This is a genomic window from Nonlabens agnitus (genome assembly GCF_002994045.1).
Classification (GTDB): domain Bacteria; phylum Bacteroidota; class Bacteroidia; order Flavobacteriales; family Flavobacteriaceae; genus Nonlabens; species Nonlabens agnitus.
The window spans coordinates 337,832-359,041 of record NZ_MQUC01000003.1 but is presented as its reverse complement, the minus strand read 5'-3'; the positions used below and the strand labels follow the sequence as shown (position 1 = coordinate 359,041).

Genomic DNA, 21,210 nt, shown 5'->3' with positions numbered 1-21,210 from the left:
CCTAGAACATTGATGCACGTACAGATCGCGAAAACAGCCACCGCCGATTTATGAAAAGACTACTCAATATCATTGTGTTCTTAGTGGTTGGTGGTCTTCTTGCCGTGGTTTTCCTGCAGGTGTATGTGAACCAGACAGCGGCACCGCACATGAAATATAATCTTGAGGATATCGAACCGGCTTACACCGGCATCGTGCTGGGTGCCAGCGTACGGCCCGACAAGAGCCTATCGCCTATTCTGAAAGATCGAGTCGACGCAGCCTATACGGCGTATCAAGAAGGTAAGATCAAAAAGTTTTTGTTGAGTGGCGACCATGGCCAAACAGATTATGATGAAGTGAACGCCATGAAAACTTATCTGAATAACAAAGGCGTTCCCGACAGTGATATCTTTCTCGATCATGCTGGTTTTGATACGTATGATAGTATGATACGCGCACGGTCGATTTTTAAGGTGGAGAAGGCGATTGTATTTACCCAAAAATTCCATCTGCCCAGAGCGGTCTATCTAGGTCGCAACCTGGATCTAGACCTGGAAGGTTTTGCCGTGGACCCTAAAAGCTATGAACCTTCGGCATACCTCAAACGCCGTGAATGGCTTGCTAATGTAAAAGCATGGACAGAGATCTATATAGAAAAGCGACCGACTTTTGAAGGAATCTCGATTCCCATCACGGGCGACAGCAGTCCTACTCACGATCAATAATTCGTATTCCCTTAACAGTATCAAGTTAACAGGTGTTAATTGCAACGCTTTACCGCATTGATAAGACTATCTTTAAAAGGAACTAAAGAAATAACATTATGAGCGACGAGACCCCAAACCCAGAGAAAACTAGCAAAAGAGAACAGGCAATCAATCTAGAGGAAACTCACGGAAAAAAGATCAATCATCAAGTACAAGATAAAAAAGAACATCACCAGCCTAGAGATAGTACACAAAATCAATCCTAAAGGATGATGACCATACCAAACTGCTTCTTTTGAGGCAGTTTTTTTTTGCGATAAAACGGCCTAATTAAATAAATCTAGTATATTTGCACCCGCAAAATTAGGTAACTGTTTTGCATTTTAAGGAGAAGTGGCAGAGTGGTCGAATGCACTGGTCTTGAAAACCAGCGAGGGTCACACCTCCAGGGGTTCGAATCCCTTCTTCTCCGCAGAAAAGCCCAGCATCGTAATGATACTGGGCTTTTGCATTTATGGTTGACAAATAAGTTGACTTATCTGCTAGAAGTGCTACCCATTTACGACGTCATTTTACTCTTCCAAACTCCATTCGGGCTGTGTCTTGCTAAATTTTAGGTAAGTTTGTAGTGAACTCAAAATTAAATATGTGAAGTAATACTTCTCAAAACTTATTATAGCGTTTAGCTCTAGATCCAATCGAAATCGCCAATTTTCTGATCTGACAAGCTGTTTTAAACGCGGTGCCCATGGGCGCTGCTGTTTACTCTTGTCATGGTGTTTGGCGATACCCGATTGGATAGTAATTCAGTTAGCGCCTTATTTATTGGACACTATGAAAGAAAAAAGATTCAAGCTAGAACTTGACGAAGCACTCATCACTGACACTCAAAAACAGCTGATAGGACGTTATTGGAATTATGATGAGGAAAACAAAAAGTTTGTGGATAAAGCCAAAACCGTTTTTCAAGACAATGACATGTCACTTGCTGCCAATCTGAGTTTAATAAATTCTCTTTCAACGATGAGAATGGCTAAACTTTGTAAAGTATGTTTGAATGAGTTTTGGTTGCCAGTATACTCACGAACTCAATTTATATACAATATCACTTGTCACATTGATATACCTAAATATTTTACCTGTGAAAAGTGTAGAATATTATTGAAGGAGGAACAGTTAGCAAAAGTTGAAAAGGAAAGAGCAAAGATTGTTGAGCAGATTCGTGAAGCTTATGAACAGCAACGTTATAAATCATTAACAGGGTTTGAATTTAAAGTTTTGATTAACACGCTAAAGAATAATAATTATAATACTACATTGAAATATTATGGCAATCAAGGTTCACATGGAGCCTTTATAAAAACCTTAGATAAATTAGATACCTTAAACCTTGTACAGATCAATCAAGAATCTATGAGCGAATGGTACAGAGAGATTCTTTTTGTCAAAGAAACTCAAGAAATTCTATCATCGATTTTGCCTTTTGATCCCAATAAAAAGGAAACGGTTTTGCCTGAAAATTTGGATAGTTCTGATGCCGATTTAAACTTTGCAAATGAATTGAAATTTTTCTTATACCCCAATCATGATAAATCATATTTGAGTCCTGATTTCAGCACGCTAATTGAAATCAAGGAGGATATAGTTTTAAAAAAAGGCACGACCTTCAGTGCAGGTGGCTGGATTAAGAAAAATGGACGTATAAACGTATCTATTGTCCCAACTAGCGAAATAGAAGCTAATACTAGAAGTATCTCAATGGAAAAAGTTCCTAAAGAGATAGGTGATTTGATGAATCTACATTTCTATAAGTTGAAATAGTAAATCGATTTAAAAATTAATTCCATATGCAGTCAGCAGTACAAATAATGAAAAAGCTATAAACTTAATTCATAGACATAAAAATTTAAAGATACGGAATAAATGTAGCCAGTGATTTAACTGAGTTGATTGATCTAGAATTAAATACATATGCTGATCTTGATAAATCTGTTGGCGAACTCGAAAGTTTAGCTCTAAAAGCTGTTGATTTGTATTTTTGGACTAGCGATGATTTAGACTATTTGAAACAATATATATGTAGAAAAAAGTCCTTTGTTTTGATATGAATTGACAAACATTCTAATTGGAATTAGCCATCTTCAATGGTATCAATAAGCCAAAGCTTTAGTTGAAATAATTGAATTAACTTTTCTATTAAACTGTCCTCATAAGAGAATGTCTCAAGATTTGATAAGCTCCTTAAATTGCTAGTATAAGTACAATTGCCAAGGTTACTCACAATAATGATGCAGTGCATCAATGGATTCCTTCATCTTCACATCTGAAGTTCTAGAATCTTATATTTCTTTTTGTAAAGAGGGTAGCAACTCCATCTGCTATTTATGCCGCTTTTTTGGTGACATATTTAATGACCGCTTCTAATTACTCGTGTGACACTCCATTCAATAGAGCTGATAAATTTTTCTAAGGATTTACAAGCTCGTAGCTTACGATTTTTATGAAAATATAGTCATCTTCAACTTCAGCAGATTGAATTTAAAAAGGTTGTCTAGTTCGATTGAAGAAATTTATTTGCCGTAAGAAAATTTTTGATTCTTGATTGAAACTCGCTTTTGGCAAATGTTAGTACTAAAATCAATATACAACTCTCCATCGAACATAAAACGATCTAAGAAAGCACATATTAATTACAAGCTTTTTCGGATTGGCTATTCTGTAATCTTTTCAACATCAATAAAACAAGTTTCACACGTACTCATCGACAATGATTACCTCTTCAAACTAAAATGCCCTTTAAAACTAGAACCATCCGACGTTTGATATTCAAACCAATAGTCACTGGACGGTAAAGGCTCACCATTAAACATTCCATCCCAACCTTGATCAGAAGCTGTTAAGCTACCTAGTAATTTACCGTAGCGGTCATAAATAAACACTTGGGAAGAAGGATCTGCAGCGGCATTTTCAATATGCCAGGTATCATTAAATCCGTCGCCATTGGGCGTAAAGAATCTAGGATAATCAAGAATGATGACCATCTCTGTAGAGACACCGCAACCTGATATATCTCTTACAGTTACCTCATAAGTTCCAGCGTCCAGCCCTTCAAAAACATTCGGTCGCTGAAAGCTAAATCCATCAATGGAATATTCAAAGCTGCCTTGCGAACTCAAAACGACCTCTATTGAATTACTGTTTTGGGAAAAGTCCTGAACATCGATCCGCTCGATTTCTGGAACGATGGAAGGTACTACGGTAAATTCCCTAAAGGTTTCGCATATAACCGAGTCGTATTCATTATAAACGGTAACCGAATAACTTCCTGGTTCAGTAATACTAACAAGATTAGTCGTCGACCCTGTGGACCATTCGATACGATCATAGGTACCGTCCAATTCGATTTCTAAACTATTGAGGTTATTACATAATGGATATTCAGTTTCTAGGTCTAGAATGGGCCTAGCAACAAGCTCCACTTGAAATGACGTGGTATCATAACAATCCTCTAAAAGAAAGTTTTCCGTGCGTACAAACACCTCTATTGATTGATCGGTCTCCAATAGGCCAGCAGCTATTTCATTGATACCAGCTTCTGCATCAGTGAGACTCAAATGGTAGGATACGACCACATCCACTTGAGACTGTCCATTTAATACGGAATCCGTTTGGACATTTAGATCTACGGTAACTGGACCTCCATTTTGATTTTCACAGACCTCTAGTTCACCAGGTGAGTTGGCCACGGGCATTCTATAAACTCCCAAGCTAAACGAGGTGACCTCATAACAAGTCTCATTAGCTACATTACTGATGCGGGCAAATACTTCCGTATTGCCATTATTGATGGTATAATCTGTGGTGATGGTATTAACCTGAGTCATAGCATCTACGGCCGATTCAAAATATTCTATGGTAAATACCGCAACAGGCTGGGTTCCTAATATGATAGCATCAAACTCGGTCAGGTCAAAGTCATTAGTCAAAGGCACACTTGGATCCAGACACAAAAACACATCATCCACAGTGTTGGCGATGGGCTGATTATCAACAATTAAATCAAAAGAAATTTCTGTAAAGCAACTGGACTCATCTGCTGCGCTCAATCGCGCTGTAATTTGTTCTCCTGCAGATGTAATGGTTTTTGCACTAGATAGTGTAAGCGGTGAGCCATCGGTTTTAAAATAGCTGATCTCCGCATCTGCCTGGCCATTGATGATGTCTTGTTCAATTTGTGTAAGGTCAAACTCATATAATCCATCCTGATCGCTGTCACAAGCTCTTAAATCATCTACTGGTTGCGCTTGCGGTGCGGTTCTAACATTGAATTCTAACGGAATCTCAACAAAGCAAGTAGCTGTGTTTCCTGCAGTCACATTGGTTTCTACCCTAGCAGTCAGGGTTTGAGAACTAGTAACAAATGGATTAGGCAATGGCGAGGATAGGGTTGTACCGTTTTGATCGGTGTATGTGATGGAAAACGCCGGATCATTGCCTGTCAATTGGTTTTCTAGATCTGAGGTATCAAACTCGTATAAACCATCGTCATCCGTATCACATTGATCTGGTATTGTAATCGTGACGAGTTCAGGTTGCCGCGTCACATTCAGTGTGATATGATGACCTAAGCCCAAACAGTCATTATCAATCTCGCTATCCACTCGCACGTAGATTTCTTGTTGGTCTCTATAATCTATGTTCTGATAGTTGGACACATCAACAATCGCATTCAGTTCACGTAGGGCGTCATTCTCATTCCTATAAAACCGAATCACCAACTGCTGTCCAGATGGGAACTGATTTTCAATTTCTGGAACAACGCTACTAAAATCAAATGTCGCAACTCCATCGGTGATATCAGGTCCATCATCGCAGACGTAAAATTCCCTTATGAAAGAATCGGGAATCTGTGTGGTGGTAACGGTCAGCTGTATTTCGGCAGTACGATAACAGCCGGCTTGATTTTCTACTCGTACGAAAACTAGATCGCTACTAACCGTTTGATTGGTATAATCGGTTGGATCGGTTATCGGGTTGATTCGTAGTTCTGCATCAGCAAGGGAATTGTAAAATGTAAAAACCTCGTTGCTCGCATTGCTCGAAATCTCTTCTTTGGTTTCCTCGAGGTTAAAAACACTAAAACCATCCTGGTCGTCATCACATTGCTCGAGACTGATGACAGAATTTACAGTAGGCAGTTCCTCGACCTGGAGGCTAAAAGAACCAACCGTCTGGCAATCGGTATTGTTTGGATTGGAAGCGGTAAAATAAATCTGTTGGGACCTTGTTAGATTATCATAATTCGCAGGATCTGCAATGGGAGTAGCAAGGCCACTATCTTCAAAATAAGCGATATCATAAACGGTGTTGGAACTATTGGCCAAATAGCTATTCTCATTAGCTGTAAGATCAAATAAAATCCTTCCGTCTGCATCGGTTCCCACACTCGTATTATCGCAAAAAACGAGATTAGGAATATTTCCAGCTAGAACAGCGCTTTCAAATACTTGTATGTTCGCTTTCGCGAAAGCGGCACAATCATCATTATCACTGTTGGTAACCTGGGCAATAATTTCTTGAGCGGTAAACGCGTTGCTATTGATATAGGCGGTTGGATCTTGAATAGGTGTGTTATTATCCAAGTCCGTCTGAGACGCAAAATAGGTCACGTTGAATTGTACGGGATCCTGACTGCCTAAAAGAACACTATTCCATTGAGTGAGATCAAATGCCGTAAATCCATCATTGTCATCATCGCAAATGGCTATATCCTCAATTGAGTTGGCAACAGGCTGCTCGAAGATTTCGATCTCTTGGGTTTCTGTAAAGGTTTCAGGACCTATAGTGATTACCGCAGTTACCATGTAAGTTCCAGATGCTGTATATCTATAGGTGGGTTCAATTTCATTTGAGGAACCGCCATCCCCAAAATCCCATTCAATAGAATCCACGGTATCACTGGTAGTCAAACCAAAGGTGGTTTCATCTCCCAAACAAACATTTTCAAAAGCAATAGTTGATGAAAAATAGGACTGGATAAAAGGTGGAAGCCCATAAAGCGGAATACCACCTTCCAAAACAACTCCTTTTGTTTGGTAATCTGAGTCGAGTCCTAAAACATTCGGTTTATTGATGACGCCTAAGTATTCTCGCTCAAACTGGCCTACATAGATTTTTCCATTGGGTCCTAGCTGAAGCCCAGTGTATGGTGTGTCAAAGAAAAAGGGCCTTTCTGGTCTAAATTCAATTGGCGGACTTCCAAATAAATCGACTTGTGATTCTAGTATGGTTGATTTATCATGAATGCTTATATCCAACTGGTATAATCCATGAAGAGGATCTGAAAGATATAGAACACTACTGTCTGGAGAAAACTCAACGCCATAGGGCAATACTCGATCAAAAACGGTAGTCCTTAAATCAGACCCTATAATTCTTAATGGGTCAGATACTTTTCCTGATGCATTATCAAAACGAAAAATCTCTACCAATCCTCCAGGAAAACCATCCTCGCTATGTATAGCAACCAGTTTAGAGCCGTCTGGAGACACTTTCATATATCCGATCACCTCAAAACGGGACATGGGTGCATAACCAATAGGTGTTATTACAGGGGTCTCCTGTAAACCTTCATCAGTCACTAGATAGCTGTAAAACTCATTAGTAAGGTGTTTATGGGTAATGACCCATATATCACGATTGTTGGCATGACTAACTGCGGTTATTTTCTCAGTTGATGGTGTATGAAGCAATATATTCTTATCTGATGTCACATCGCCTAGACCACCATTAAGTCGCATATCGATGATACTGTATCGCAAACCGTTTTCTTCTCCAAAATCATCTACAGTAAAAATATAGAACAAGTCCTCCTTACCTGGGTAGGGAACAATGATTCCAGATTGTGTAGTAGATATATCACCTAGCAAGCCACTTCCATTAGGCATGACATTGTGGTTGCGATCCCAAACTTCCATCCCATTAGAATAGAACATAAGATTACCATCGCGGTCAGAAATAGCGGAACAACCTTCCAGAGAAAACATCTGACTGTCCGTCAACGCTACAGGTTCCCCTTGATTAAAGGTAATGCCAGCCTTATCTCCAAAATACCAGTTGTTGGCTTGTTGTTGGGCATATACTTGATAACACAAACACAATGCTAAAGTAATTATTGAAGTTTTGATAATTAAATGGATTACATATTTTAAAACAGACCATCATTAAATTGACAAATAAATGCTTAGAAACACGAATGCATAAAATGCTAAACTTACAACATAATTGCAATGGCTATCAGACAGATCAGCAAAATTTATAGTCCGAAAAAAAATAACCTCCGTATTGTTTGACCCACATAAATCGCCGATAAGTCCCGTATAAACTGAAATATCAGATCAAACATATTTTACCAGTAAATAATTTTTTTTGGCTATTATTTTATTATCCTTGACACAGCCCTAGACCTCCGCTTATTTTTAATGACATTAGCTTTTAAAGGAGTAATTAGATTGATAGTATAAACTTTGCCAAACCCTGCTGTACCTATTGAATGGCAATTAATGTCAACTCATTTATGATTTATAAACCAGAGTGCTAGTCATATTTTAGGCTGCTACCTAAATCCAGTTATAAGCTTGTATGGTATGTCACTGACGGTTAGATGAAGAGAAACCTTTGGCTTGAATCCTCATTTTATTTTTTAGCAAATAAGGGACTATTTCTACACCTAAAATATCTTTATTCAGTGCTTTCTATACAGAGTTGTAATTTTGTATTCCTCAACATAAATACTCATAACCCGTTTATTTATTTCTTGACCAAATAGTAAATATAACTTCAAATTGATCAATAATCATTTCCATTATAACACTCCTATAATTTTCTCAATCTAGTTCGTTAAACACTTTTAAAATTTTTAAAGAATCCGTGTAGAATTCAACACCTCCTGATGAAGCAAATGGAACTTCATAATAAAATATATAAATTGAATCAAGCTCTGAATTATAATCTAAATTGGAATGATTTTTAACCGTCCTAATCTTCATTGGATCACCCATTATATTGATCGCATCACTAAAATTCATTCCTATTTTCAACCTGAAAGAATTTTCTATATTTTGATCTAATCTTTTATTTCTTTTACAATTAGTAATAGAAAATAAAAAAAAAAATAAGAAAAAAAAATAGTTCTCATAACCTGTTTCTATTAGTCAAATAAAAGTTAAAGTTATCAATAAAGTTTACATTATTGAGTGCTTGGTGTAAAAACACTGCACGTTTAATTCCGTTGTATTTAATCGATTCTGATCGTATTAAGTCGAAAAAACCTTCTCCAACTTTATTTGAATAAAAATCCTGTTCTTGAAATGCCGAATCATTAAATCCAAAAATGGCTTGTCCTACTTCAGTTAAAAAACCAGTCTCCTGTCCATATGCTCCAATTACTAGAGCATGACGCATATCAATTACTTTATTTTTTATTATAGGATCTAGGACATAGCGATAGTCTAGATCAGGGCCACCCCTTTCTGTTATAATTTTTCCAGAAGGTCGCTCATTAGCTAATTCTGAAAAAGATTTCCCTTGATTAATCTGTTTAAATTCCTTCCATGTAACAGATTCCTTGTAGTTCTTCATTCCTGATCCCAGAATATTTTCTATCTGTTGAAAATACCAATCACTTCCACCATTGTCAAAAGCAGTTTCTAAGTTTCCAAATTCTTCTTTTGATACAAATAATGTACCAGTTTTTCCATCATTAATTGTTCCTAGATCATTTCCCGTATTAATGTCAACGTAATCTGTGAGAAACTTCGCTCCATCAGGATCTATTCCATTCAACGGGTTATTCCCCATCCCAAGATAAGGAGAATTATATTGCTCAGCGGGATCGGTGGTCAGCCACCTACCTATACGCCCGTCCCATAGCCTAAGCTGGAAGGCCTCCTTGCCAGTCTCTGGATCCTTCTCCTGCCCCTGGTAGGCATAGCGGTAGTCGCCAATGGTGTTTCTCGCGGGCATCGGCATCCCAAAGGGGTAATAGTCCGTAGCGCTGGTAATGGCGGCATCCAGATCCTGCTTGAGGCTAAAGTTGTCGATGTATACCGTCGTGGGCTGTCCGTTGTCGATACTGCCACTCTTCTCAAAAGTAATGTGTACCCTGTTGTCACTGCCGGCCGTGGGCTGGTGGGTCACTTCAAAGCGTCCATCACGATCCAGTAGCGTATAGGTACGCTCCTGCCAGGGCTCTAGGCTACCATTCTTGTATTCCCAGATCATCATATAGGTAGCCTCTTGGTTGCCCCTATCAAAATCAAAAGAGACCGTAAAGGGCTTGGATGGATCAATATCAAAATCATGGGCACTGTAGTTCCACCGGTTGGTGATGGTGAGGTTGAGCCTGCCGCCATCGTTGGAAACACTGACTACCGGCGGGCCTTCTCCCCATCCTTCCGTGTCATACTCAAAGTCCTGGGTATCGTTTGCGGCTACACTGGTCGGCGAGCGGCGCACCACGGCTCTTACGTTGCCCAGGTGGTCAGTCAGCTGGTAGTGGGATGAGGCATCAGCCTTCCTATATATTCCCACGCGCCCACTGCCGTAGATAGGGTACTCCTTGGGTGTTCCATCCACGTAGATGGCCATCGGGCTGCCGCTGGCATCCCTGACGTACCACGTCCTTGTCTGTGCCACACCATTTTGAAAATGCTTGGTCTTCCATAGTCGGTGTCCACGGTCGTCATAGCCAAAGGTTACTGCTGGCAGGTTCGTAATTAGGTTGGTGATCTGCGTGACCAGCCCACTGGCGTTGTAGACATACCCTATCTTGTCCTGAAGGTTCTTGGTCAGCTGGCCTATGGAGTTGTAGTTGTAGTTGTTCACCGGTTGGCTGGCAAGATCGCCAACACCCCTATTACCCGCAGCATCCGCTACCCTATCCAGCTGGTTGGGCTTTCCAGTCTTATAGCTGTAGGTCAGGTTGTCCATGACATTGCTGCCGGATACCGTATTCTTGTTTCTCCTAAGACTCTGTATATTCCCATTGGCATCATAGGTAAGATTGTCCACCTTGTAGTCCGTCGCTGCTGCTCCAGCACTGTTGTATGTGGCCGACTCCAACCAGTTGTTGCGGTTGTAGCGGTAGCCGTATCTGGCCATGGGACGATTGCCCGTAGCGGTATTCCAGGCGATTCCCTTGATGTTCCCGTTGAACTGCTCCGCTCCGGAGCTGCCAAGTTGGGAGGAGAACGATCCCGATCTTAAATAATCGCTCGAGTTATAGTCGATACTCATCCCAAAGAAGTCGTTGGAATCGCCTCCAGGATCACTCGTACTGTTGAGTCCCGGGTGGTTGATCGACTTGAGCTGACCGTTCAGGTTATACACATAGTCGATCCCCTGCAGGCCGCCTCCGATCTCTGTGCGCTTCAGGGCGCCCGTCTCATAGTAGTCATAGAGCGCGTGCTCGGTAAAATTGACCCCATCCGTAGAGGTCTCCACCCGTGTCAGGCTGTAATCAATCGGGTGGTAGCTGTAACGGTGGATGAAGCGTTCGCTGGGTTGATGCTTCTGATAGTCCACCATGTTCACGCTTCCCGTAATGTCGTCGTAGGTATAGTCGATGGTCTTGAGCCCAAGACCCGGTATGTTCTGTAATATCCACTTCACGCGTCCATATACGTCGTAGCTGTAATAGGTGGTCGTATGGTCGTTGGAGCTCTTGGCCACATTACCGTCCAAAAAGGTGGGATTTCGGTAGTCTACATGAGCACCGATTCCCGCCAGCTCTCCAGCTGGAAGCTGGTCGTATACCGTGGCCTGCACTTCAATCTTGCTTCCAGAGGGAAGCGCGGTAGTATCTGGATCAGCTGTAGCAAAACGGCTGCTATTGATCACACCGCTCTCCACGGGCCTTCCCAACAGATCGTAATTCGTGTAGGAGAACTGGTTTACTGCCGCCTGCTTGCTGTTCTGCGAATAGCGTATCTGACCGTCTTCCCTATACTTGAAGTTCGAGGTGCCCTCGTCGGGACTGGTGGTCGATATAAGTTGGCCCATGGTGTCGTAGGTGTAGGTCGTCTCCAACCGGTCCAATGGCTGGGTGCTCTTGGTCAGCCTACCTATCTTGTCGTAGTAGTTCAGGCTGTAATCGTAATAGTTCTCCTTGTAGGTCACGCTTACCGTGCCCGTACCTACATTGGAGGCCTCGACCCGATAAAAACCATTGGGCAAGGAGGTCGTACTTATTGTCACCTGCTCTTCGGTAATCAGGTCAAAAACCCTGATCTGTACCCCTGGACCTTTGTTTACGGTAAATCCCGTGATGTTCTGTGGCACATGGATGTCCACAAAACCTTGTTCCCCAATTACTACCGTCGTGTTTCTAATAGTACCCAAACCACTTCTCGCAGCGGCCAAGGTCCTACCATCCGTGTCGGTAAAGACCACGCTCTCCTCACCGTGGACGTCTCGGCTCACCGTCTTGAGGATCTTCATGCCCTGCGAGGTGTTGTAGCTTGGATCACCAAAGGCTCCTTGCTGGGCTAGTTCTGCGCCCGCCTTCATCGTAAAGCTATATCCGTTCTTCCACTTACCACCCGTCTTGTTACCGCCCAGTACTCTTAGGGCTTTGCCCGGATTGAGTTTACTGTAAACCGTCCTACTAAAAGGGTAGTCCGTGATGTCCTGATAGGCCTCATTAGTGTTGTTTCCGCTATAATACCAGCCCAGTGAGAGCCCTTGCTCCCCAACGGGCTGCGGATTCTCGGGATCTGTCTCGAAGTCTGCCATATCATACTGCTCACCATTAGACTTTTTGATGAACCCTTCCTTGTACAAAAAGGTCTCCTCCCCATAGGCGGGTGCTCCCAGTGTCTGTAGTGCTGGACGTCCCTGACTGTCATATAAGGTCTGCGTTGCCCAAGTGGTATTGGTCTTGAAATCTAAAGTTAAGTTCTGTACAGGTTTCCCTAGATCGTCAAAATAGGACTTGGTCTTCCCAATGGGAAGCTCCGTGACATCATAGGTAGTCGTCTTGATCGTGTTCCAGGGCTCCTCGCCCACATCGCCTACGGGACAGCCCTGATTATCGGACTCTCCCGTATAGTTGGGACAGGAATCGTCGGCATTCAATACCCAATAGTTGTCATTGGGTGGGTTACAGGAGGTAACCGATATACTGGGATCACCCAGACCGTCCTGGTCGTAGTCTCTGTACCAAGTGTAGATAAAATTATCGCCGTCGCTGTCATTGCAATCATCAGCGTTATCTACATAACCTAGTGGAGGCGTACATGTAGGAGACGACGTTGGTGTCAAAAAATCCCCCTTGCCATCATCATCCGTATCGGCATACCAGATCCTTGGACCAGTGACGCTAGCAAGGTTGTCATTGCAGTCATTGTTGGTTAATGACCAATTGGGACCTGGTTGCATACAAGAGCGCTGGGAAAGCCCGCCAGAGCCCCCTACACCATCTTCATCATTGTCGTAGTACCACGTCTGTGCAATGCCTAATGTATTATTATTATCATCACAGTCTAGATTGTTGGTCACATAGCCACTATAGGTTTGGTTTGCACACAAGCGCAAAGGAATCATATCCTGACGATCTCCGTACCCATCACCATCGGCATCACGATAGTGATCAGCCATCTCCCAGCTCTCGCAGTCCCCCAGACCTCCTCCACCGCCAAATCCTGGATCTAAGATCGGTATTTGGGAGTATCCCAGCGTGCAGCTCAGTAGCAACACAAAAAAGAGGTAGTGGTTATTTTTGCTTTTCATGGTGTCGGTTTTTTGGTTGGCTCCGTATTGATTCATACGGGTCATTAATACTTATCGTTATTATGTTATGACATTTTATAAATCAGTTTATACTCATTTCTAATTAAACCTATCTACAGGGGATTCAAAACCAGGATTACTAGGATCGCCTCCATCAGGTATTAACACTGGACCGCCACCTCCTGGGTCTGTTGGGGGGCAGCCATCATTGTTGAAGTAGCTGCCCGACCACTCTTTGGTTACTCCTGTATCTACATTACGGATCGCTACCTTATAGAAGGTACTCTTGCAGGACTGGATGTTGAGCTGCAGGCACAAATCGGTCGTCCAGTTGCCGTAAACTAGATTAGAAGGATTACTGCTCTGAGCCCACTTGTACTGGTAGTTAGCAGTCTGTCCGCCACCGGTTAGAGGGGCTTCAACGCAGGCGTTGACTATACCTGACGGCTCTTTGACAGCCCTCAAAGGATTTCTCGGTGCTGGAGGACCCGTAAAGGTCATGCTGGCCTTGTAGCGGTAGTCCATCTCCTTGGCCAGCTTGAAGCCTCCAGCAACGGTACCATTGTCCGCCGTCTCCACATAGGTCCGCACCAGTCTTCCCGCATCATCATACTCATAGTGCGTCGCCATGTTATTCGCTCCCAAGATATAGCTCAGCTCTCCCCATTCGTTATACACATAGCTGCTCATGCTGGACCCCACCGGGTGCAGGCGGAAGTCGTCAAAATAGACCGTACCACTGGCCGATCTGACAAAAACCTCTGTCTGCCCTGAAAGATCAAAGTAGTGGTTCAGCTGTACCCAATCTCCTGCAAAGACCTTTTCTCCACTGAACTGGGTCAAGTTGCCACCCACGGATATACGTGCGTTCCCATGATTAGCCTTATGGGCCCAAACAGAGACACGGAAGCGCTTACTGGATTCAGTAGCCTTGAGTACCGGTCTCGGGTAACTCCGAAAGTTTTTGCTTCCCGTTCCCGCATTCTCCGAATACTTGCCCGTGTGCGCCTGGGCATCCTGGTGGTACCAGATATTCATATGACCGCCTACAAGGCCATTCGCCTCATCCTCGGCACCCGAGTAGTACTGCTCCGTATAGGCCGCATTGACCGTTGAGATCACCTTCTCGTAATTTTTATCGTACTTCGTCGAGGCATGGTTGCCATTAATGTCCCTGGCCTCCAATGGTGCCGAAAAATGGTTGTAAAGGGTCGTCTCCGAGGCCAGCTTCCAGTTGGAACCAGCCCCATGGGTGATCGCATGCACCGTATTGCCCTTACCATCGGTGGTATAGCCACCTAGTCCCCAGTTGAACCCGTCGTACTCTCCGGTAAAGTTCACGTAAGTTCCATAAGCATCATCTGTATCATCTGTGTTCAGTTGTCCGTCCCAGACATAACTCTTGTGCTTCCTCCAGATCTTCTGAGCAGGATCCGTAGGCTGCTCATAGCTCGCATTGGGGTTACTTACAGGATACCTCCAATTATTGTTCCAGGTCGTGATATCCGCAGAGGTCAGCTTCCACGTACCGCCCACATCCAGATACGTCTTGCTCATCGCCTGCTGGCTCAACATATTCTTGTTCGTGATATCATCCACCTTGCTACCCATACCATAACCGCCCACCGGGTTATACTCAGCTATCTTATACGCAGGTACAGACTCCGTCTTGAACCTATTGCCACGGCTGTCTACAGTCTCCGTCTCTAATACTAAACCAGTGTTAAAGTCATATTTTGTGTTATAGGATAAACTACTGTAATTATTTGTAGAACTTTCAATAGACTTTAGCTTGGAAGGAATCCGGGTTTTTGAGGTGATTCCCAAGTAAAAATTAGCAAACTTTGTACCTGAATTGGGGGATTGAACTTCAGATATATCAATACTGTAGGAATTAAAAGATTCCTTACTTAATCCAATTTCGTTAACATCAACCCCATAGTTATAAATAGATTTTTCTAGTATTTGATTTTCACTATTGATTGAAGATTGCTCCAGTAATGAACCTAACATATGAAAATTGTCGAAAATTTCCAATTTGGACGTATAAACCTGATTCGGACTAGTGTCATAATTTGGAATATTGGGAACAGAATAATTGTTATCATAATTTATTGTTAGAAAACCCTCAATTTCTTCTAAGGCATAGCCTGGAGTCGATCTGCTTGCGGGAACTGATTGACCTATTTTATAATCTAGAGGCTTGAATGTGTTGAACTTATAAGCCATTTTGTTTAAAAAATCATTGTTAGAAGCAATTTGACTAACCTCAACATTCTTATAGATAACACCTGGCCCTGGAACTAAACTAGCGAAACTTGGGAATCTTAAGTAAGGGGTATAAGTTGTAACACCAGAACTAACTTCAGTTCCTGGAAAATTGTAATCAAAAAGAGTACTTATTCTATCGGTTCCATTTATAATATTGATACTTTTCACGCGCAAGCCTCCACGAGAATCGTTGCACTTTCCAATTTGTTGATTCGTGTTACAATCGGGAATAATTAAATCAACTACATATCCTGAACTACCATTACGATATACATTATTGTAAAAGTTGGTGTTATAATGACTATCTAATGTGATTGGTAAATCCACAACAATTTTACTTTCAGATCTATTTATAGATTTTAAACTTCCTGTTACATTCAAATCTGGATAGTTTGATTTTTTTAAAACCAAAGTAATTGATTGATTGATTTTCATACAAGAATAAAACTCATCGATTTCAATACATGGATTTGTATTTCGTATATCTAGCTCAACTTTACTTCCTGAATTTAAAAACTTTAACGATGTAGGGACGGGAGTCAGATCATTTATTTTATTTTCCGCAAATAAAATATTGTGAAAATCATCTCGTTCATATTCAATATCAACAATATCACCTAAAGGTGATTCGATTGTTCTCAAACTATATACTTTTGGGTCAGTCTTGTAAAATCCCCATAAATCATAATCCTTGTGATCATAAAGTCGATTTTCCGAATAGTAGCTAAAATGATATGGAGGAACCACAGAGGTCGTATTCTTACTTAGAGTGGTAAGTTTTTCAAGTGTAAGTTTGGCTGTTGATTGATCCACTCTTCTAGCTAGAGAATAATCATAGTTAAATAAAAAGCCTTTTAACATATGATTGCTCTCGAAGTTGGCTGGCATATTTTTGCTTAAATAAACATTGTTTTCGATTGTTCCCGATTTCCAATTACGGTCATGGTTTATTTTATGGTAAGTTCCAAGATGTTGCCCCGCTGCATTAAATCTTTCACTATAAGTATTGATTTTAACGTAATTATCAACTGAATTAATCGGTTCCATAATGTGGTTCAACGCAACTAAGCTTGCATGCTCGTTTTTAATTAATAATATCTTATCTAATTTCAAGGTTGGTACTGCGGTCAACAAAGTTTCTATATTGTACTCAATATCTTCAAAATAAATTCCCGTTGCAATTGATGCATCGTCGTCAACTAAAGTTTTGTTTACGTCATCATATGTTTCATTTCGTGAATCCGAAGCGCCAATATTATCTAGCCTTTTACTCTTAATAAATAAAGCAGAGTGGTCTCTCGTTACTATGGAATTTAGATAATATAATTCCTTGATACCTTGTATTTTAACAGCGTTCTTCCTTTCCTCATCAAATCTTTTTACAGTAGTTCTAGTGTACCTTTCTTTTACTGAAATTAATTCCTCGTATAAAAAACTATTACACCATTTTCCGTAATTAAAATTGACCCAATATCCGAAATCACCCTTATCTAAAATACCATTTCCATTAGCATCTATATAATCAGGCCCAGTTATTGAAGTTAATAACCAATGTGTTGCATACGGCTTAAGATTTTTAACTTCGGCAAACTCCTCGAATTCCCCTTTGTTTAAGTCATAAGATTTTCGGAAATATTCATAATGGTAAACAGGAAGGGAGTAATGGTAAGTTTTACCATCAACCGACGTTATTTTAAAAGCTCCAATTCCTTCTGGAGGATATTTCGGTTTCTGACTGGAATTCACGAGAGCGGAGCGATTAAAATTTGTAGCTTCAATGATTAGGCTACCATTATTTATTATCTGATCATTTGTATAAGATTCGATAAACTCTCCAGACCTTCTTCTTCCTTGATCGGACTCTCCGTTATTGAAATTGCTTACCGTTTCAATATGAGATGCAGGCATTGTATCTAAAATATCATTTAGACTATTATGAACCAACCAATCATCAGAAGAAACTTTTAAATAAGATGAGGCAAATTCGGTATTGTAAAAAAATAAATTTTTATTGGTATCTGAAAAACTTTTGGTGAAAGGAAGAGTTTGATAAGCATTATCCTTTCCGTATTGGTAACTAGTTTCTTGAACTCCGTTTAAGGCTCCAAATTCATAATATCTCGGCTGAATCGACATCATATTTCCCTGACCCGAAACCCTGTAATTATCGTAACTTAAGCTCTGAGGGTTCCCATAAACTATTTCTTCTGAGCTACTTTTGGTTCCACCAACTTTTGCGCCAGAAACATCCATAAACCGATCCTTAGAAGCTAAGTTGATATTTTGATTACTCCCGTTACTCAGAATCATTGCATCCTTACTATATAGTGATCCATAGAACGATCTTTCTTGATTGTCAAATAATGAAACCCGTGTTTTGGCATAGGTTAACTTCAATGTTAGAAATTTGTAAGGAATAATAATACTAAAGCCTTTTGACCTTACTGAATAATCATTTTTTTGGATTGAATTTGTAATTGACATACTTACACCAACTCCCCCAATTGCGGTACTTGTTCCATTACTACCAGTACTCAAAGATGATTCTGTGGAACTATGAGAAATTGACAATCTCAAGTAAGGTTTGTTGTTTAAGATATCATAACCCAAATTGGCACTTGCACCCAAACCACTGTTACCTAAAGATCCGCTTAAGGACATTAAGTTAATCCCTAAGGAGTTTTGACCAGCATATTGCCCGTAACCCACAGAATATCTTCCAAATTGACTACTCATAGATACCATTCCACCCATACCTTTACCATCTACAAATGTGTAATCAATAGCTGCTGAACCAAGGCCTTTAATTCCTGCACCGAGTCCAACTGTTATATTTTCAGTTTCACCCAAATCTGCATAGACAATGTTAATTTCCTTTCCTCCCTTCCAATCATCAGGCTTCCCATTTACCGATCTATTAATAGCACCTGGATTTATATTCCACCCCAAGCCTACCCAGCTTGCTTCCTGATCCATAGCTATTCCCGCGTGATAAGACAAAGCAATAGGGTAGCCTCCTTCCGGAGAGGGAACGTTCAGAAGAGGCAACACATAGGAGAGGTCACCTGTAACTAAATTGACCATATCAGTAGCATCTACTGGCTCAAAACTTGCCGCTTCCGGTGCATTGGGGCCCTGTGCCATCGCGGTTGTGGTCATCGTTGCTATTAATAGAATTGTCGCTAATACCTTTTGTAATACTCCTCTCATCTAAATGATAGTTTTGGTTGGTTCTTGATTTTTACGGTCTCCATCTTGAAGCGTACCTCGCCTGTATACAGGTCCAGGTCCTCCACCGTGAAGTTGATCTCTTCGGTTTTTTCTATGGCCTCTCGTGGATACACAAACATGATATCGGTCGAGCGACTCATCCCGTACATCCGTGGATAGATAAAGTCGGTCATCTCTATGGTATCCCTTTCCTTGGTGAACAGGTGTACCTTGTCTCCCATCCCGAAGGCAAGCTGATTGACCATTTCTCCGAAGCGGCTGCGGTCTCCCGCCATGCTACTCAATAGCTCCTTGTCATTGGCTGACATGCTTAGATTGAAATATAGGTATGCCCCATATTTGCTTCTTAGGGAGTCTACTTTTTTGGGGTCTTTGTTTTCTCCTAGCTCCTGCTCCACCAACAGGTCCGTGGGTCGGTAGCGTAGGGAAAAATCGTAGCCCTTGACGTTCTTGCTCTGCAAATAGCCATTCTGCTCATCACTGATATATTCCGCCATTGCCTCTGGTGTATCAAAGGTGTTCGAGGTGCAGCCCACTAGGTAGGTACACAGGGTTATCGATAAAAGGCGAAAGGTAGTTGTATTCATGCGTGCGACTATTCCGTCTTGCTTCCCTCAAAGTCAGCATTAAGACCGACCAAAACTTCTTCGGTCAGGTCGGCAGCCTCATCTGCATACATGATATTACCACTGCCACTGGCTCCTAAAATGATGCGATAGCCATTGTCCTTGCCGTACTGCTTTACATAGTCATTGATATCGTTGATCACCGTCTGGGTGGCCTTCTGGTCCTCTTCCTGGATCTGCTTCTGGACGGCCTGTTGGTAGCTGTTGATCTGCTGCTGTTTATTGCCCAATAGCTCTTGTTTGAGCTCCAGTTCCTTGGCACTCATGGAAGAGCGTTCTTTCTCATAGACCTTGAGCTCCTTCTGCCAGTCGGCTACCAAGCTGTCTACATTAGCATTTAGAGTCTTGGCCTTGGCCTCAAAATCGGCACGAACCACCTTGGTGCGCTTATAGCCATCAAGCAGCTTATTAACATCCACAAAGACTTGCTCGGATGTGCTGAAAGGGTAAAAAAAGGAGACAATGGAAAGAATCAGCGCCAAAATGGCGAGCGGTAAGGTAATCTTGTTCATAAAATTGGTTAGTGGTATAAACTCTTAAAAGTTGCCAATATCACTCACAATAATCTTTAAACAAAATTTTAAGAGGGAATTAATGATTTGTTAACATTGGAAAATCTTTAATCTTTTAGTCGATTTGAAATAGAACTTCCATACCTCAGATTTGAATAAAAATTAAAAAATCGTTAACATTGTCATCGATCTAATTAACTTTATCGCGGCGGAAAAATTCAAAAAATGAAGAAAAAATCCTTTTTAAAACAAATAGCCAAAAAAGTACCTGCAAACAATCTTCAAGAAGTGCTAATTGTTCTAGTCATTATAGGTATCCTGCTTTTACTAGCGTTGCCAAACTTAATGCCTCTCATTGCTAAGGCTAAAAGTATTGAGGCACAAAGTCAATTGAAATACATTTACAACTCTCAAACAACCCATAAGTATATGTATTCAAAGTACTCTTTTGATTTGAATGAGATCAATTTTGAAGCGCCCAAAACCATAAAAGAAAATGGTACCTCAAATTATAATTATGAATTAATTGAATCAACTGCAAATCATTTTCTGGCTAGAGCAACTGCAGTGACAGATTTTGATGGAGACGGAATTATGAATGTTTGGGAAATCAATGAGGATGGTGTACCAAGACAAATCGTCCCAGACTAGATGCTTTTTATAAAAGCATTAATCTTAATTGCTCTATTTGCTATCTTCCTCCAAGATATTCGGGACAGAGAAGTTTATTGGATACTTTTCCCTTTTGTAGCCTTACTTGCAGGAACTATATTTTTTTACAATACTACTTTTGATCATTTTTTGATTTCTATTACACTTAATCTCTTGCTCATTACGTCAATTCTTTGCGTGATATTTTTATATATCAAATTAAAAATGAGAACGTCAATTGATCAATCGCTTGGCCTCGGCGACGTACTTTCTCTATACGCTTTATGTTTTACATTTTCAACGGTTTCATTTATAATAATATTCGTAATTGGCTTGTTCCTTAGCCTACTGATGCATCTAATTTTACAAAAATCATCTAAATATGAAACGGTTCCCCTTGCCGGCAACTTATCTCTTATTTTTGGTTTGAGCTACCTAGCC

General features: G+C 41.0%; 9 protein-coding genes and 1 tRNA gene. 5 read left to right on the top strand and 5 right to left on the bottom strand.

The window, feature by feature from the left end; genetic code table 11:
• Positions 1 to 50: 50 nt before the first annotated feature.
• The 4 genes from BST86_RS01780 (at position 51) to BST86_RS01770 (ending at position 2,510) form a co-directional block, all read left to right on the top strand.
• Positions 51 to 707: a SanA/YdcF family protein gene (locus BST86_RS01780; protein ID WP_105981761.1), complete on the top strand. Its 657-nt coding sequence runs from the start codon at positions 51 to 53 to the stop codon at positions 705 to 707.
• A 98-nt stretch (positions 708 to 805) separates the two neighbouring features.
• Positions 806 to 955 carry a hypothetical protein gene (locus tag BST86_RS14850; RefSeq protein WP_172443297.1) on the top strand — a complete coding sequence of 50 codons (150 nt, stop codon included), beginning with the start codon at positions 806 to 808 and terminating at the stop codon, positions 953 to 955.
• A 121-nt stretch (positions 956 to 1,076) separates the two neighbouring features.
• Positions 1,077 to 1,161 (top strand) — tRNA-Ser (locus BST86_RS01775).
• A gap of 362 nt (positions 1,162 to 1,523) precedes the next feature.
• Complete coding sequence (locus tag BST86_RS01770) at positions 1,524 to 2,510, top strand: hypothetical protein (protein WP_105981760.1); 987 nt, start codon at positions 1,524 to 1,526, stop codon at positions 2,508 to 2,510.
• Positions 2,511 to 3,460: 950 nt separating this feature from the next.
• Here the strand turns inward: BST86_RS01770 and BST86_RS01765 are convergent.
• The 5 genes from BST86_RS01765 to BST86_RS01740 form a co-directional block, all read right to left on the bottom strand.
• Entirely contained in the window at positions 3,461 to 7,843 is a 4,383-nt protein-coding gene (locus BST86_RS01765) for a T9SS type B sorting domain-containing protein (RefSeq protein WP_105981759.1), read from the bottom strand.
• A 1,039-nt stretch (positions 7,844 to 8,882) separates the two neighbouring features.
• Positions 8,883 to 13,514 (bottom strand): RHS repeat-associated core domain-containing protein, encoded by a 4,632-nt coding sequence (locus tag BST86_RS01755; RefSeq protein WP_172443296.1) that lies wholly within the window; start codon positions 13,512 to 13,514, stop codon positions 8,883 to 8,885.
• A 63-nt stretch (positions 13,515 to 13,577) separates the two neighbouring features.
• On the bottom strand, positions 13,578 to 18,959 hold the full coding sequence (locus BST86_RS01750) for an RHS repeat domain-containing protein (protein WP_146126688.1): 5,382 nt from the start codon (positions 18,957 to 18,959) through the stop codon (positions 13,578 to 13,580).
• Positions 18,956 to 19,288, bottom strand: a complete 333-nt coding sequence (locus tag BST86_RS15010) for a hypothetical protein (protein WP_242446438.1) — start codon at positions 19,286 to 19,288, stop codon at positions 18,956 to 18,958. Before BST86_RS15010 ends, BST86_RS01750 begins: the two co-directional genes overlap by 4 nt.
• 287 nt (positions 19,289 to 19,575) lie before the next feature.
• Positions 19,576 to 20,025, bottom strand: coding sequence for an OmpH/Skp family outer membrane protein (locus tag BST86_RS01740; protein WP_242446437.1), 450 nt, complete (start codon positions 20,023 to 20,025; stop codon positions 19,576 to 19,578).
• Between the two features lie 318 nt (positions 20,026 to 20,343).
• Between BST86_RS01740 and BST86_RS01735 the strand changes: the two genes are divergently transcribed.
• The gene (locus BST86_RS01735) at positions 20,344 to 20,769 is read left to right on the top strand and encodes a general secretion pathway protein GspG (protein ID WP_105981754.1); all 426 of its coding nucleotides are present in this window, start codon (positions 20,344 to 20,346) and stop codon (positions 20,767 to 20,769) included.
• The last annotated feature ends 441 nt before the right edge of the window (positions 20,770 to 21,210 follow it).